General features: G+C 25.9%; 12 protein-coding genes and 1 pseudogene. All 13 read right to left on the reverse strand.

The features are described from left to right. Positions 1-29: 29 nt before the first annotated feature. Positions 30-776: a 3'(2'),5'-bisphosphate nucleotidase CysQ gene (cysQ, locus tag AB4W64_RS02885; protein WP_367677984.1), complete on the reverse strand. Its 747-nt coding sequence runs from the start codon at positions 774-776 to the stop codon at positions 30-32. Positions 777-819: 43 nt separating this feature from the next. After that, entirely contained in the window at positions 820-1,272 is a 453-nt protein-coding gene (gene rplI, locus AB4W64_RS02890) for a 50S ribosomal protein L9 (RefSeq protein ID WP_367677985.1), read from the reverse strand. A gap of 47 nt (positions 1,273-1,319) precedes the next feature. Further along, positions 1,320-1,547 carry a 30S ribosomal protein S18 gene (gene rpsR, locus AB4W64_RS02895; protein WP_367677986.1) on the reverse strand — a complete coding sequence of 76 codons (228 nt, stop codon included), beginning with the start codon at positions 1,545-1,547 and terminating at the stop codon, positions 1,320-1,322. Positions 1,548-1,666: 119 nt separating this feature from the next. Further along, complete coding sequence (rpsF, locus tag AB4W64_RS02900) at positions 1,667-2,008, reverse strand: 30S ribosomal protein S6 (RefSeq protein WP_367677987.1); 342 nt, start codon at positions 2,006-2,008, stop codon at positions 1,667-1,669. A 167-nt stretch (positions 2,009-2,175) separates the two neighbouring features. Continuing rightward, positions 2,176-4,350 carry a ribonuclease R gene (gene rnr / locus AB4W64_RS02905; protein ID WP_367677988.1) on the reverse strand — a complete coding sequence of 725 codons (2,175 nt, stop codon included), beginning with the start codon at positions 4,348-4,350 and terminating at the stop codon, positions 2,176-2,178. 57 nt (positions 4,351-4,407) lie between these two features. Beyond that, a complete protein-coding gene (locus tag AB4W64_RS02910) occupies positions 4,408-5,697 on the reverse strand; it encodes an adenylosuccinate synthase (protein WP_367677989.1) in 1,290 nt (429 codons plus the stop codon). Positions 5,698-5,745: 48 nt separating this feature from the next. Beyond that, positions 5,746-6,675: a protease modulator HflC gene (gene hflC, locus AB4W64_RS02915; RefSeq protein ID WP_367678303.1), complete on the reverse strand. Its 930-nt coding sequence runs from the start codon at positions 6,673-6,675 to the stop codon at positions 5,746-5,748. A gap of 14 nt (positions 6,676-6,689) precedes the next feature. Then, positions 6,690-7,898 carry an FtsH protease activity modulator HflK gene (hflK, locus tag AB4W64_RS02920; protein ID WP_367677990.1) on the reverse strand — a complete coding sequence of 403 codons (1,209 nt, stop codon included), beginning with the start codon at positions 7,896-7,898 and terminating at the stop codon, positions 6,690-6,692. A 141-nt stretch (positions 7,899-8,039) separates the two neighbouring features. Further along, positions 8,040-8,942, reverse strand: a complete 903-nt coding sequence (miaA, locus tag AB4W64_RS02925) for a tRNA (adenosine(37)-N6)-dimethylallyltransferase MiaA (protein WP_367678304.1) — start codon at positions 8,940-8,942, stop codon at positions 8,040-8,042. Between the two features lie 41 nt (positions 8,943-8,983). Then, a pseudogene (gene mutL / locus AB4W64_RS02930) lies at positions 8,984-10,731 on the reverse strand (DNA mismatch repair endonuclease MutL). Positions 10,732-10,786: 55 nt separating this feature from the next. Next, positions 10,787-11,947: a mannitol-1-phosphate 5-dehydrogenase gene (locus AB4W64_RS02935; RefSeq protein WP_367677991.1), complete on the reverse strand. Its 1,161-nt coding sequence runs from the start codon at positions 11,945-11,947 to the stop codon at positions 10,787-10,789. Positions 11,948-11,995: 48 nt separating this feature from the next. Then, positions 11,996-13,906, reverse strand: coding sequence for a PTS mannitol transporter subunit IICBA (locus AB4W64_RS02940; protein ID WP_367677992.1), 1,911 nt, complete (start codon positions 13,904-13,906; stop codon positions 11,996-11,998). A gap of 149 nt (positions 13,907-14,055) precedes the next feature. Further along, positions 14,056-15,705 (reverse strand): glucose-6-phosphate isomerase, encoded by a 1,650-nt coding sequence (gene pgi, locus AB4W64_RS02945; protein WP_367677993.1) that lies wholly within the window; start codon positions 15,703-15,705, stop codon positions 14,056-14,058. Positions 15,706-15,856 lie beyond the last annotated feature (151 nt).

Genomic DNA, 15,856 nt, shown 5'->3' on the forward strand with positions numbered 1-15,856 from the left:
TCTTATTAAAAAAAGTTTCATAATAGTAATTATGCAGACGCATAAAAACCGGGATTCAGAAAAGAAGAACGAGAAGACAAACAATAATTTAAATCTGAACCTTTCCATGTCTTTACTATTCCACCAGATGCAACAACAAGAGCATGACCAGCAGCAGTATCCCAAATATAAGTTTCTCCAAATCGTGGATAAATTTGTGCTGTTCCTTCTGCAACTAAACAAAATTTCAATGAAGAACCTAAACGTTTGATTTTATAACTTTCAACACCATCTAAATAATTTTTTAATTCTTTATCAGGATGTGAACGACTAGTAATGAACGTCGAAATCTTAGATTTAGACACCTTAATATTTTCTTTAAAACCTAACTTTTTTTCCTTCCAAGACTCTTTATGATAAGAAGAATACAAAACGTCAAAAAAAGGAGCATATATTACTCCTAATACAGGCATCCCATCTTTAATCAAGCTAATATTAACGGTAAATTCACCATTTTTTTTTAGAAACTCTTTTGTTCCATCTAATGGATCAATCAACCAATAATCATTCCAATGACGACAGATATCAAAATTATATATTTCTTCTTCAGAAATAATAGGAATTTGAGGAGTAATTGAAAGAAGTTCTTTTTTAATAATGTTATTGGCTTCACAATCAACATTGGTTATAGGAGTGTTATCGGATTTATAAGAAACATCTATTAATTTTTCAGCATGATAAAATTTCATAATCACACTACCAGCAAGACGTGCTATTTGACAAATTTGATTTAACATTTTAAATTATACTTTAATGAATAACAACAGATTTTTTAAACAATTAATTTTTTGAAATTATGTTAACTATAAATTCTATTTGCACCTCATTATGTGGTTGAAATATTACTTTATGCTCTCCAATTTGACGTAATAAACCATTGGGTAAACGAATTTCTTTTTTATTTATTTTAACACCTAATGACGTCATTTCTTTTATAATATTTCTCACACCTATTGAACCAAATATTTTACCTTCTTTCCCTACTTTAGATGATATTATTATTGATCTGATTTTTTGAATTTTTTCAGCACGTGATTTTGCTATCAGCAATTTACTAATATTTTCTTTTTCTATTTTAATACGCTGTGCTTGAAAAGATTCAACGTTTTCTTTATTAGCTAAAATAGCTTTTCCTTTTGGAATTAAAAAATTTCTTGCATAACCCGATTTTACATTAATAATTGAGCCAGAATCACCTAGTTTATGAATTTTAGATAGAAGAATGATTTGCATTATTTTTTAATCTCTCTTGTGTGATAACATATAATATATAAAATATATTAACGATGTTGATCAGTATATGGTAATAAAGCAAGATAACGTGCTCTTTTAATCGCTTTAGATAATTGGCGTTGATATTTCGCTCTAGTACCAGTAATACGGCTAGGAACAATTTTACCACTTTCTGTGATATAATTTTTTAAAACAGTAATATCTTTATAATCTATTTCTTGTACTTTTTCTGCAGTAAAACGACAAAATTTGCGACGACGAAAATAACGTACCATTATATTACACCTCTAAAAATGGCAAATGTTATATTAAATTTATGTAATAGAAAAAATTAAAAATATATAGTTTCTGAATAAGAGTCTTTAAATATAAACACATTATCTATAAACAGATGTTATTTTTTTTCTTTTTTATCATCCTTTAGCTTCATGATAGGAGATAATTCAGTTATTTCTTTTTTCGTACTCATAATCATATTTCTAAGAATCATATTATTAAAACGAAACTCTGTTTCTAAAATATTAATAATTTTAGGATCAACTTCTATATTCATTAATACATAATGTGCTTTATGTAATTTATTAATTGAATAAGATAATTGACGTCTACCCCAATCTTCTAATCGATGTATTGTACCAGAATTTTCGTGAATAATTTTTTTACATTTTTCTATTATTAATGACACTTTATCACTTTGATCAGGATGAATCATCAATATTATTTCATAATGACGCATTTATAGTGCTCCTTTTGGATTTTTTAGCTTCCTTATCAAATAATATAGCTATTTCCCAAGGAAGCAAGGAACTTTTTTTAAATTATAGCTAATTTTTTATATATTATTTTACTTTTTAATAAAAATCAATATAATTTGATTATTTAATGATAAAAAAATACAAGTTTCTACATCAAAGATAATTCTATTTTTCTTTCATTTAAATTAACAGCACTAACTTTAACTTGTAAAGTATCACCAAGACAATAAGTATTTTTACTAGACTTACCTATTAGTTTAAGCCCTAAAGAATCAAAATAATAATCATCTTCTAAAGAAGCTATATGAACTAATCCTTCAATGAAAAATTTATTTAAACGAACAAAAAATCCAAATGAAGTTACATTAGAAATAACACCAGTTAATATATGACCAATTTTTTTATACATAAAATCACATTTTAACCAATCAACAACATTCCTAGTTGCCTGATCTGCACGTCTTTCAGTCATAGAGCAATGCATTCCTATTTTTTTCATTTCATTTGTATTGTAGAAAAAAGAATTAGAATTTTTTAAAGTAATTATTTTTTGTTTTGATAATAAATGTTTAATAACTCTATGTAGAACAAGATCAGGATAACGTCTAATAGGAGAAGTAAAATGAACATAACTAGGTAAAGACAAGCCAAAATGACCACAATTGTCTGGTGAATATACTGCTTGCTGCATAGAACGTAACAATATTGTTTGAATCATTTCATATTCAGGACGATTATAAATTCTTTTTAATAGATCCGAATAATGAATAGATTCTGGGTTTTCCCCTCCTGGTAATGTTAAACCTAATTTTTTTAAAAATGAACGAAAAGCAACAACATGATCTTTTTTAGGACGGCTATGATTACGAAACAAGACAGAATATTTATGTCGTTCTACAAAAGAAGCTGAAGCTATATTTGCTAATATCATGCATGATTCAATAAACTTATGAGCATCATTTCTAATGTTTGGATAAATATTTTTAATTCTTAAATTAGAGTCTAAAACAAATTTAGGAGCTATATTTTCAAAATAAATACCCTTTTTAGAAATATTATCTTTATCAAATATTTTTTGTAAACATGATAAATTTTTAATATCTTTTAAAAACTTTTTATATTTAGAGCATAAAAAAATATCATTGTTCCAAATTTTAAAAATTTCATTATATGTAAATCGTCCATGAGAACATATAATTGCTTCATAATGTTTATAACTAATTAATTCTCCTTTATTTGACAAACTCATTTCACATATTAAGCATAAACGCTCTTCATTAGGATTTAAAGAACACAAATCTGTAGAAATTTTTTCTGGTAACATAGGGATTACTAATGAAGGAAAATATATAGACGTACCTCTTTCTAATGCAGCTTTATCTAATGCAGTATTGGGTTGAATATAGTAACTTACATCTGAAATCGCGACCCATAAATTCCAACCTTCTTCGAAGTTTATTTTTTTTTTACAAAAAATCGCATCGTCAAAATCACAAGCATCTTCATCATCAATAGTAAAAAAAGGAAGATGCCTTAAATCAATGCGATTATTTCGATCACATAGATGTATTTTATTATTTATCATACATAATTGTTTTTCTACTTCTTTAGGCCATGAAAATGGAATAGAATATGTACGTAATGCTATATCTATGGCTAAATTAGTGCCCATTTCTTTTCCAAGAACTTCTACTATTAATCCTTTTATCTTATTGCTTCTTATAGGATGTTTTTTTAACTTTACAACTACAATAGATCCTATTGCAATACTTTCTTTAATAGATGAAGTGATAAGAATTTTAAAATTAAAACGAGTATCGTCTGGAATAACAAATTGTTTTTTATCATCAACATGATATCTACCAACAATTAAAGAAGCATTAGGTTTTAATATTTTTAAAAATCTTGCTGCACTGCGTCCTTTTCTATCTGAATTTATAACATGAGCTAAAATAACATCACCATGGATACAAGATTTCATTTGTTCTGATGATAACCAAAGATCATCCTGTAATGTTTCTGATCTAAGAAAACCATAACCATCTCTATGACCTATTACTTTTCCTTGAACTACTTGTAAATTTTCAGGAGTAATATAACAACGATTTCGAGTATATATAATTTGACCATCTCGTTCCATTGCTCTTAACCTTCGACGCAATGCTTTTTTTTCTTCCTGATTAATAATACCAAATTTTTTTTCTAAATTTTTCTGACTAATTAAATCTGTACATTTTTTTAACCAAGATATGATATATTCTCTACTAGGAATAGGATTTTTATATTTTTTAGATTCTCTTTTGTGGTAGGGATCTACTACCATATTTACTTCTCCATTTATATTATTTCATATTAATTAAATTATTTTAATTTATAATATTTATATTTTATTTTTAATAAAAATAATATCAGAACGATCAGGACCTGTAGAAATTAAATCAACAGGAATTTGTGTTATTTCTTCTATACGACTAATATAATTGCGCGCTGCATAAGGCAAATGTTCTAATTTTTTAATACCTAATGTTTGTTTGTTCCATCCTGGATGAGTTTCATATATTGGTGTTATATTTTCCCAATCATCTGAATCAGGAAATGTTATAATTTCTAAAGTTTTATTATTTTTATATGATGTGCAAATTTTTATTTCATTTAAACCATCTAATACATCTAGTTTTGTTATACATAAACCAGATAAAGAATTAATTTTGACAGCTCGACATAAAGATACTGTATCTAACCAACCAGTACGCCTTTTTCTACCTGTAGTAGAACCGAATTCATTACCTTTCTTAGAAAGATGTGCATCTATGCTATCAAAAAGTTCACTAGGGAAAGGGCCATAACCTACTCTTGTTGAGTACGATTTAGTTATACCTAGTATATAGTCTAAATTTTTAGGACCTACTCCTGTACCTGTAACAACACCGCCTACAGTAGTATTTGAAGAAGTAACATATGGATATGTTCCATGATCAATATCTAGAAAACTACCTTGAGCCCCTTCAAAAATAATCTTTTTATTTTCTTTAATAGCTTGATGTAAAATACAAGTAGTATCTTGAATCATATCATAAATTAAATCTATTGTTGGCAACAAGTTTCTTAAGACAACTTTATAATCAATAGATTTTTGTTTATAAAAAGATACTAATTGATGATTGTAATAATCTACTATCTTTTCTAATCGTATTGCCAATTTTTTTTCATCTTTTAAATCACCGAGACGTAAAGCTCGACGTGCTATTTTATCTTCATATGCTGGTCCAATACCTCTACCTGTAGTACCTAGTGCGTTAATACCTAATTTTTTTTCACGTGCTATATCCATAGCAATATGATATTCTAAAATTAAAGGAGAAGCATTAGAAAGAATAAGTCGCTTATTAACAATAATATTACGATATTCCAACATTTTTATTTCTTTTACCAATTCTAAAGGAGAAACCACTACACCATTAGCAATAATTCCAATGACATGACTATGTAAAATGCCCGATGGAATTAAATGAAGAATAATCTTTTCTCCATTTACAACTAAAGTATGACCTGCATTGTGACCTCCTTGATATCTTACGACATATGAACTATCCAGGGTTAAACAATCCACTATTTTTCCTTTTCCTTCATCACCCCACTGCATACCTAATATTACAATATTTTTATTCATTTTTAATCATACCTATTATATATCTTTGTATCTTAATATTAAGAAATCTTATTTTTCAATAGAAATTACTTTATTTATATATTTAAAAAATTCATTATCTGAACTAATCAACATAATATTTCCATTATTTTTAAAACTATTTTCGTAAGCACGTAAACTACGAATAAAATAATAAAAATCAGGTTCATTACTAAAATTTTCTGCAAATAATTTTGTTACTGCCGCTTCCCCTTGACCTTTAATAACTAAAGCTTCTTTTTGCGCTTTTGATAGTATTATAGATGATTTATAATCTGCTACTGCACGTAATTTCTCAGCTTTTTCTTGTCCTTGAGAACGTTGGCTTCTAGCAACAGCTTCTCTTTCTGCTCTCATGCGATTATATATTGCATCAGAAACCTCAAAAGGCAAATTAATTTGCTTAATACGAACATCTACAACCTGAATCCCTAACGCATTCATACTATTAACATTAATTAAAGATGCTTTCTCTGAATTAATAGTACCTTTATTTAAAGAATTTAACACATCTGTCGTTAATCTACCTCGAGAATCTGTAACAATTTCTTTTACATTAAGACAACCTATTTCAGAGCGTAATCGATCACTAAATTTTCTTTTTAATAAAACTTCAGCTTGAAAAATGTCCCCACCTCCAGTTGCAAGATAATAACGACTAAAATCATTAATACGCCATTTTATATAAGAGTCAACAATAAGGTCTTTTTTTTCTTTTGTAACAAATCGATCAGCCTGATTATCCATAGTGTGAATTCGTCCATCTAACATTTTAACCGTCTCTAAAAATGGAATTTTAAAATGTAATCCAGGATTATATACTAAAGTTTTTTGTTCATGATTCCGTAAAACTCGACCAAATTGAAGAACAATTCCACGCTCTCCTTCTTTAACAACAAAAAAAGAAGAAGAAAATAAAAGAATTAAAATACTTGATAGACAAATAAAAGCTTTATTCATATTCATTTTCTCTCTCAATTTTTAACAATACTTCGTATTGAATCAATACGACGTTGTTCTAAAATGCCGTTAGGAGATAATGAAGAAAAGTAATCAACATGTTTACCTTCTTTGGAAGCATAAGGATTATTTTTAATAAAATTAATGTTTCTTGAAACATTTTTATCTATTGATTTTATATTAGAAAAAAAATTATCTAAAGATAGAAAAAACATTGGATGATGTTGTCTATCAATTAATATTTTTTTATTTTTAGCCAATAATCTTTCCATTGATTCTATGTAAAGACGTTTTAAAGTTATTTTTTTAGCTTTTCTATATTCAGGTAAAATTTGACAAAAACGAGCTACTTCTCCTTGTGCTTCTAAAATTATACGTGATGAATATGCTCGGGCCTCTTCTAAAATTCTTTGTGCTTTACCATTAGCTTTAGGCTGAACTTCATTTGAATATGCTTCAGCTTCACGTACATATTGCTCACGATTTTCACGAGCTGCAATTGCATCATCAAAAGCAGCTTTAACTTCTTCCGGAGGTCTTGCTGTTTGAAAATTTACATCTAATATAGTTATACCCATTTTATATGGCTTAATTGTTTCTTCAATTTCTTTTTGAGTATCACTGCGTACTAAAGTCCTCCCTTCTGTTAATACTCGATCCATAGTTGAATGACCAATAACTCCTCGTAATGCACTATCCGTTGCTTGACGTAAACTATCATCAGGATAAATAACCGAAAAAAGATAATCAGCAGGATTAGTTATTTTATATTGTACATTCATTTCTACATGCACTACATTTTCATCTGAAGTAAGCATTACTCCTGAAGTTGCTAATTCACGTACACTTTCAACATTCACAGCTTTTACTTCATTGATAAAAACTGGTCTCCAATTTAATCCCGGCTGAACTAAATGACTAAATCTACCGAAACTAGTAATAACACCACGTTCAGCTTCTTTAATAGTATAAAAACCACTAATAGACCAAATGAAAAAACTTATAAATATTATTATTACACAAGAATGAATTGTTTTTTTAGATTGATTCGAAGAACTAGTTTGTTTAATAAAAACATTTTTTATACTGTATAAAAAATTTTTGATATCTAATAAAATTTTCTTTTTTTTATTCTTACTGTCTGGACAGTTTTTTTTATCACTGTTTTTATCCCCCCATGGATCAAGTTCAGGTTTATTATCATCGGGTTTGTTCCAGACCATCTTATACCTCATTTATTAGTTTTTTATATAATTATCTATTAAAAACATTGTTTTAAAAAATTACTTTTTTTTAAAAAAAAAAGTTAAAAAAAATAAATTCAAATAATATTTTTTCTATTCATTTTACTACATTTAAATACATTATTGATTTTTTTCTTGAAGTAAATTCAATACTTTTTGAACTAAAACATCAATAGGAGAGTCAGATAGCATTCTATTAACATTTTTCCATTTTTTTAACCATGTCAATTGATTTTTAGCAAGTTTTCTTGTTGCATAAATTATCTTATCAAACATTTCTTTGTAACTAGTTTTGTATTCAAGATATTCCCACATTTGACGATATCCTATGCATCGCATGGCAGGTAAGTTTATATGTAAATCTCCTCTAAAAAAAAGATTTTCTACTTCTTCTTGAAAACCTAAAGTCAACATTTTTTTGACACGACATTCGATTTTATTATTTAACCATTCTTTATTCGGGGGTATAATAGCAAACTGTAAAATATTATATGGTAATTTATAGTTATTGTTTTTTTTTAATTCTGTTACATTCTTTCCAGAAAGATAAAATATTTCTAAAGCTCTTAATAATCTTTGAAAATCATTTTTATGAATTCGTATGGCAGAGGCAGGATCTATCAACTCTAATTTTTTATATAAGAAATTTTTTCTATGATTGTTTTGGAGCAAATATTCACGAATTTTTATACTAGCTGGTGGCAAAATAGATAGTCCATTTAATAATACATTGTAATAAAACATTGTTCCACCTACAAGACAAGGTATTTTACCCAAATTAATAATTTTATCAATTTCTTTAAGAGCATCTTTTTGAAATTCTACAGCTGAATAATTTTCACTAGGATCTCTAATATTTAACAAACGATGGGGATGACGATATAAATCAAAAAGACTTGGTTTGGCTGTGCCAATATTCATTTCACGATAAATTAAAGCAGAATCTACACTAATCAACTCTATTGGTAAGTATTTTCTAAGATGAATAGCAAATTGACTTTTTCCACATGCAGTTGGTCCCATTAAAAATAAAACTAGAGGGATTTTTTTTCGGTTTTTAAAATTCATACTTTTAACATACATAACGCTGTATTAATATTAATTTTTTGTAACAATTTAGGTGGAGGATTTTTTAAAAATAAAGGAAAAAAATATTCAAGATCTAATAAAACTGACATGCCATCTGCATAATTCCAGTTTTTTAATTCCATAAAAATATGCTTATAAAACCAATTTATGATATCTGAAATTAACACTGTTTCTTTAAACAATAAGAATACAAAAAATTTTGATATCAATATATTAATATTATTTTTTTTAAAAAAACAAGGGATTGAACTTAAAATAATATATTTTTTTTTAAAAATTAAATTAAATCCAAATTTCCACAATACTACTTTGTTTTTAAAAAATATGCTGTATTCTTTAGAGGTAAGATTAATTTTAATATTAGTCAAGATATATTTAGGTATTATTTTTTCATTGATATTTATTTCTAATTGATGCTTTTTCACAATTCCTTGAGCAAAAGGAAATGAAATTAATGAAAAGTTATCATCATGAACAATTAAACCATAATACTTATGAACAACTATTAATAAGTTTCCAAAAGAAAAACAATCTTTTTGTTTATATTTTTTAGATATAAAACTATTATCTTTTTTTTTATTCCATTATTATTTTGAGATAAAACATATTTTTTAGAAAAATGTAAAGACATTAATGTAAGAAATTTCAAATAAAACGATTCTAAACATTTTTTTTTATTTTTTTCTAAATTATTCGTTTCAAATAAAAAATAACTTAAAAAATATTTTTCTTTAGATTGTTTTAGATGAAACAAAATAGCTTCATAAATAAAAATGTAAATCTTATTAGACTCATGAAAGTTAATTTCGTTTTTAGTAGGATGGATGTTAATATCAATTTTATTAGGAGGTATTTTTAAATACAATACAAATGATATATTTTTATATTCTTTTATTTTTTGATAAGCAGAACGAATAGAATTTATAATATTATTGTTACGAATATATCTTTTATTAACATAAAAATATCTAATATTATTTAAATTTTGAAGAGATTGAGGATGTGATATCCATCCAAATAATGAAATATCATCTATTTTTGATTCTACCTGTATCAGATTACTGATATTAAAAGTACTGAATACGTCTTTTAATCTATTTTTTTTATACTTTACAGCATTATATTGTAAAACTACATTCTTATTATGTTTTAATGAAAAATTTATGTCACAATAAGACAAAGCTATTTTTTTAATTATTTCAAAAATCTTTAAAAGTTCTAATTTTTCATTTTGTATAAATTTAAGACGAACTGGAATATTATAAAACAAGTTTTCCACTATAATAGTAGTGCCTTTAGGATGCGCTATTGGTTCTAATATAACATCTTTATCATACATAAAACCTTCTGAATATATCTTCCAACCGATGTTATTTGAAGAATTACAGGATATTAAAGTTAATCTTGAAATAGCTCTAATACTAGCTAAAGCTTCTCCTCGAAATCCAAAAGTACTGATTACCTCTAAATCTGATAATGCATTAATTTTACTAGTAGCATGTCTAGTAATTGCAAGCAATAATTCTTTTTTATTAATACCACAACCGTCATCTTTTAAAAGAATAGACTGAAATCCACTTTTATTAATTTCAATATTAATATTTTTTGAACCAGCATCTATGCTATTTTCTATGATTTCTTTAATAACTGAAGCTGGCCGTTCAATAATTTCTCCAGAAGAAATTTGATTTGATAAATCAAGTGGTAATACATGAATAGTCATTACCTAGCTCTCTAAATTAATATAATGATATAAAATATATTTATAAATAGTCCGTCTACATAATTGTTTTTAAAATTGATGTGTATTCTAAAAAAATAGAATACAATTCTTTACTATCTATAGATAAATTGCAAATTTCTACTAGACTATTCTTAATCCCTTGTTTTTTTATTAATGATGAAATTTTCATTGATTCAAAATCATTTTTATTTTTATAATGAAATGCCGCTGCAATACCTTTTGCTAAATTAGTGTAAGGAAGTCCATATTCAATGCTACCTAAAAGAGGTTTGATTAAACGTTCATTTTTTCCTAATTTTTGTAAAGGATTTCGCCCTATACGCTCAAGAGTATCGGATATAAATGGATTCTCAAAGCGAATTAAAATATTATCGATATAAGATAAATGATCTTTTTTATTAAAATTATAACGTTTAACTAATACTTCCCCACTTTCTATCATGGCACACCGCACAATGTGACTTATTTTTTTATCTAACATAGCATCTTTTATAGTTTTATATTTTTTTATTAAACCTAAATATGCAGCTATAGCATGACCGGTATTTAACGTGAATAATTTCCTTTCTATAAAAGCATTTAAATTATTACTTAATTGCATATCAATAATTTTAGGTATTATTCCTTTAAATTGATTCATGTTAACAATCCATTCTTTAAAATCTTCAACAATTAAGGATGAAAAATTTTTATTATCATGAATTATGGGGATAATAGTATCGATACTGCAATCTACAAAACCAACATATTGATTTAAATAATCATAATACTTTGAAGGTAATTGTTCAAGAACAGCTTTTCTTAAGAAAGAACTTGCTTTAATTTTATTTTCACAAGCAATAATATTTAATGGTTGAGTAGATTTTATTTTAATTTTTAATATAATTCCATGTGTAATAATTAAAGCAATTTTATCTAACGCAAAGGGACCAACTGCGGTTGTAATTAGATTAACTGAAGTAATCATTTCTATAATTTTTGGATTATTAGCATGAATAGCGCTAACGTTTTCAATTCTTACAGTCTTGTCTTTATTTTTTCCAATTATTCTAACGAAATATCCTTGATCTTTATTGATAAAATCTATCAGAGATTGATCTATATCAGAAAAAACCACATTAAAACCTGATTCTAACAATGTTTTTCCAATAAAACCACGTCCAATATTTCCTGCTCCAAAATGGAGTGCTTTCATAATTAGTTCCAAAAAAATATATTCAGAGTTAATAGAAAATTAAAATTTTTAAACACTTAAAATAGATAAAACTTCTTCTACATTACTTGTTTTAGATAGTTTTTTAATTGTATCTTTGTTATCTAGCGCGTTAGTAATACTACTTACCACCATAATATGCTCATTGTTCTTAGCTGCAATTCCAATTACAAGATAAGCAATATCATCAATTTCTTCTCCAAAATGAACACCCTGCGGAAATTGACAAAAAATTATTCCTGTTTTTAAAACAGAATTTTTTCCTTCGATAGTACCATGAGGTAATGCTATTGATTCTCCTAACCAAGTGGAAGATATTTTTTCTCTTTCTATCATCGAATAAATATAATCATATTTAACATATCCTTGTTTGAACAAATGATTTCCAACAATATTAATAGCTTCTTCTTTATTTTTTGCATGCTGATTTAAAAAAATATTTTTTTTAGTTAACTGAAACAAATTCTCTGATACATTTTTGTTATTAATATTATTGTTATCCTGAAAAGAACTAGTATGGTTACTATCTAAAGAAACTATATTATTCTTTAATTTTTTTATTAAATTATCATAAAAGTTATTATTAAGAAAGTTCTTTAAAGATATATGTTGAGCATAAGGAGCATATTTTTTTGCACGATGAGTTAAATTTTGATGTGTAATTACTAAATCGGCATTTTTTGGCAACAAATTAATTGCCATATTCAATACAGAAATATCATTTAAATTAGCATTTTTTATTTTTTTACGTAAAATACTTGCACCCATTGCGCTTGAACCCATTCCTGCATCACAAGCAACAATAATAGTTTTAATTCGACCACACGAAGAAAATGTACAGATATTATGATCATCTTGTAATATTTTTGAATCTAAAATATTTTTTTTTATTTTGATGTTTTTATAATTTTTTATTTCATTTGTGTAAAAATTAAATTTTAATAATAAAGAAGCACTAATAAAAGAAACTACAAAAGAACAAAAAATAGCAATAATATTAGACAAATAAAAACCTTTAGGTGTCATAGTTAAAATAGATAAAATAGAACCAGGTGATACTGCAGAAATTAAACCACCTTTTAATAATACAAGCATAAAAATACCGGACATACCACCTAAAATTAAAGCAACAATTAATTTTGGTTTTATCAATACATAGGGAAAATAAATTTCATGAATCCCTCCTAAGAATTCAATTATTGCAGCCCCTCCTGAAGACTTGCATAATTCTCCTTTTCCAAAAAAAAACCATGCTATTAATACACCTAATCCTGGACCTGGATTAGACTCGATTAAAAAAAAGATAGATCGATGATTTTCTGATACATCTTGAATACCTAATGGAGAAAAAATACCATGGTTAATCGCATTATTTAAAAAAAATATTTTAGCTGGCTCGATTATAATAGAAATAAAAGGCAATAAATTATAAGATACTATTATTTTTATCAAACTTCCTAAAAAATAAGATATCCATTCAATAAATGGACCAATAGTAAAAAATGAAATTATTGCTAATAACATTCCAAATATAGCAACAGAAAAGTTATTAACTAACATTTCAAAACCGTTTTTTATTCTATTTTCTATTATTTTATCAAAACGTTTTATAATCCAACCACCTAATGGACCTGAAATCATTGCACCTAGAAACATAGGCATATTCGTACTAGTAATTACTCCTATCGTAGTTATGCTTCCTACTAATCCTCCTCTATCACCAGAAACTAAACGACCTCCAGTGTATCCAATTAAAATAGGCAAAAGATAAAAAATAATTGGTGATATTAACTGCTCTAAAATTTTATTAGGATACCATCCGAATGGTATAAACAAAGCAGTCATGATTCCCCATGTAATAAAAATACTTATATTAGGCATTATCATATTACTTAAAAATTGACCAAAATTTTGTATTTTTAATTTAATAAATAAAAGCATAATAATCACCTATATTCTATAAAATTAGAATCATAAAATAATTGTGTAATAACATATTTATAGTTTTCTAATTTAATTTTATAAAAAATTAATTTTTTGATTGACTTTTTTATTTTATACATGTTTCTATTTTTAAAATATTAACATTTTTATCTTATAAAAGATTGATAAAAATGAATTAACCCTTCAGTAGAAGAATCATAACGTTTATCTTGAATATTATTTTTTAAATAATTATAAATATTTTGTGATAATTTTTTTCCTATTTCTACCCCCCATTGATCAAAACTAAAAATATTTAATATATAACCCTGAACAAAAATTTTATGCTCATATAAAGAAATTAACGCCCCTAATGTATAAGGAGTAATTTTTCGAATGAAAAATGAATTTGTAGGTTGGTTTCCTTTACATACATGAAAAGGCAAAATTTTATTAATACTACTTCTATCTTTTGAGGATAATATTAATTCTTTTAAAACATCATCTTCAGATTTGCCAAATGCCAGTGCTTGAGTTTGAGCTAAAAAATTAGATACTAATTTTGTATGATGATGACCTATATTATTATGTGACAATACTGGAGCAATAAAATCACAAGGAATTAATTTAGTTCCCTGATGTATTAATTGATAAAATGCATGTTGACCATTAGTGCCAGGTTCACCCCAAATAATAGGACCTGTTTGATAAGATATTTTTTCTCCGTTTCTACTAATTGATTTTCCATTAGATTCCATATTAGACTGTTGAAAATATGCAGAAAAACGATGCATATACTGATCATATGGCAATATAGCTTCTGTTTCTGAACCAAAAAAATTAGCATACCAAATGCTAATTAGAGCTAACAATATCGGAATGTTTTTACTATAATCAGTATCACGAAAATGATTATCCATATCATGAGCACCATCTAAGAATCTCTCAAAGTTATTAAATCCGATTGATAATATAATAGATAAACCTGCTGCAGACCATAAAGAAAAACGACCACCAACCCAATCCCAAAATTTAAAAATATTATTAATATGAATTCCAAAATTCAAAGCATTTTTTACATTAGCTGATAAAGCAAAAAAATGTTTTTCCAAAGTACTAATATCTTTTGTATAACGCAAAAACCATGTTTTTGCGCTATGAGCATTAGTTATGGTTTCATCTGTTGTAAATGTTTTAGACGCTATCAAGAATAGTGTTTTTTCCGGATCAATTTTTTTTAAAACCTCAGTAATATGAGTACCATCCATATTTGATATATAATGTATATTTAAATGATTTTTATATATTCGCAATGCTTCAGTTACCATATAAGGCCCTAAATCCGATCCACCAATACCAATATTAACGATATCAGAAATGGTTTTTCCAGTATAACCCTTCCATTTTCCATCAATGACACAATTTGAAAAATGTCTCATTTTTTCAAGTTCATTGTTAATTTCGAGCATAATATTAGAATTATTTACTATAATAGGAGAATTACTTCTATTACGTAGTGCAATATGTAATACAGAACGATCTTCTGTCTTATTGATTTTAAATCCAGAAAACATTTCTTTTATAATAGATTTTACATCAGTTTCTCTAGCCAAATTTAATAAATACATTAAAGTATCATCATTAATACGATTTTTTGAAAAATCAATTAATATTTCTTTTTTAAATAAAATAGAAAATTTTTTAAATCGATTTATGTCAGATGAAAAAAGATCTTTTAAATGAATATTTTTCATTGTTCTAAAATGATTTTTTAGATCTTGGTAAGCTTTAGTATGATCAAAATTAATGTTTTTCATAAAAAATTTATCTCTCTTGAATATATAATAAATATAGTGCTATATTACAAATAAGAATTTTATATTAAGAAATAATTTAAAAAAATATTGTCTAGCAATTTGTAATTATTTTATTCAAATTTGTATAAATAAAAACATTCTTAATAGCAAT

Source organism: Buchnera aphidicola (Brachycaudus tragopogonis), assembly GCF_964059175.1.
Taxonomy (GTDB): domain Bacteria; phylum Pseudomonadota; class Gammaproteobacteria; order Enterobacterales; family Enterobacteriaceae; genus Buchnera; species Buchnera aphidicola_BM.

Coding starts and splice junctions, on each gene's coding strand:
- rpsR (WP_367677986.1), bottom strand. CDS start 1,547: ATGGTACGTTATTTTCGTCGTCGCAAATTTTGTCGTTTTACTGCAGAA.
- rpsF (WP_367677987.1), bottom strand. CDS start 2,008: ATGCGTCATTATGAAATAATATTGATGATTCATCCTGATCAAAGTGAT.
- rnr (WP_367677988.1), bottom strand. CDS start 4,350: ATGGTAGTAGATCCCTACCACAAAAGAGAATCTAAAAAATATAAAAAT.
- cysQ (WP_367677984.1), bottom strand. CDS start 776: ATGTTAAATCAAATTTGTCAAATAGCACGTCTTGCTGGTAGTGTGATT.
- hflC (WP_367678303.1), bottom strand. CDS start 6,675: ATGAATAAAGCTTTTATTTGTCTATCAAGTATTTTAATTCTTTTATTT.
- AB4W64_RS02935 (WP_367677991.1), bottom strand. CDS start 11,947: ATGAAAGCACTCCATTTTGGAGCAGGAAATATTGGACGTGGTTTTATT.
- pgi (WP_367677993.1), bottom strand. CDS start 15,705: ATGAAAAACATTAATTTTGATCATACTAAAGCTTACCAAGATCTAAAA.
- hflK (WP_367677990.1), bottom strand. CDS start 7,898: ATGGTCTGGAACAAACCCGATGATAATAAACCTGAACTTGATCCATGG.
- rplI (WP_367677985.1), bottom strand. CDS start 1,272: ATGCAAATCATTCTTCTATCTAAAATTCATAAACTAGGTGATTCTGGC.
- AB4W64_RS02910 (WP_367677989.1), bottom strand. CDS start 5,697: ATGAATAAAAATATTGTAATATTAGGTATGCAGTGGGGTGATGAAGGA.
- miaA (WP_367678304.1), bottom strand. CDS start 8,942: ATGGGACCAACTGCATGTGGAAAAAGTCAATTTGCTATTCATCTTAGA.
- AB4W64_RS02940 (WP_367677992.1), bottom strand. CDS start 13,906: ATGCTTTTATTTATTAAATTAAAAATACAAAATTTTGGTCAATTTTTA.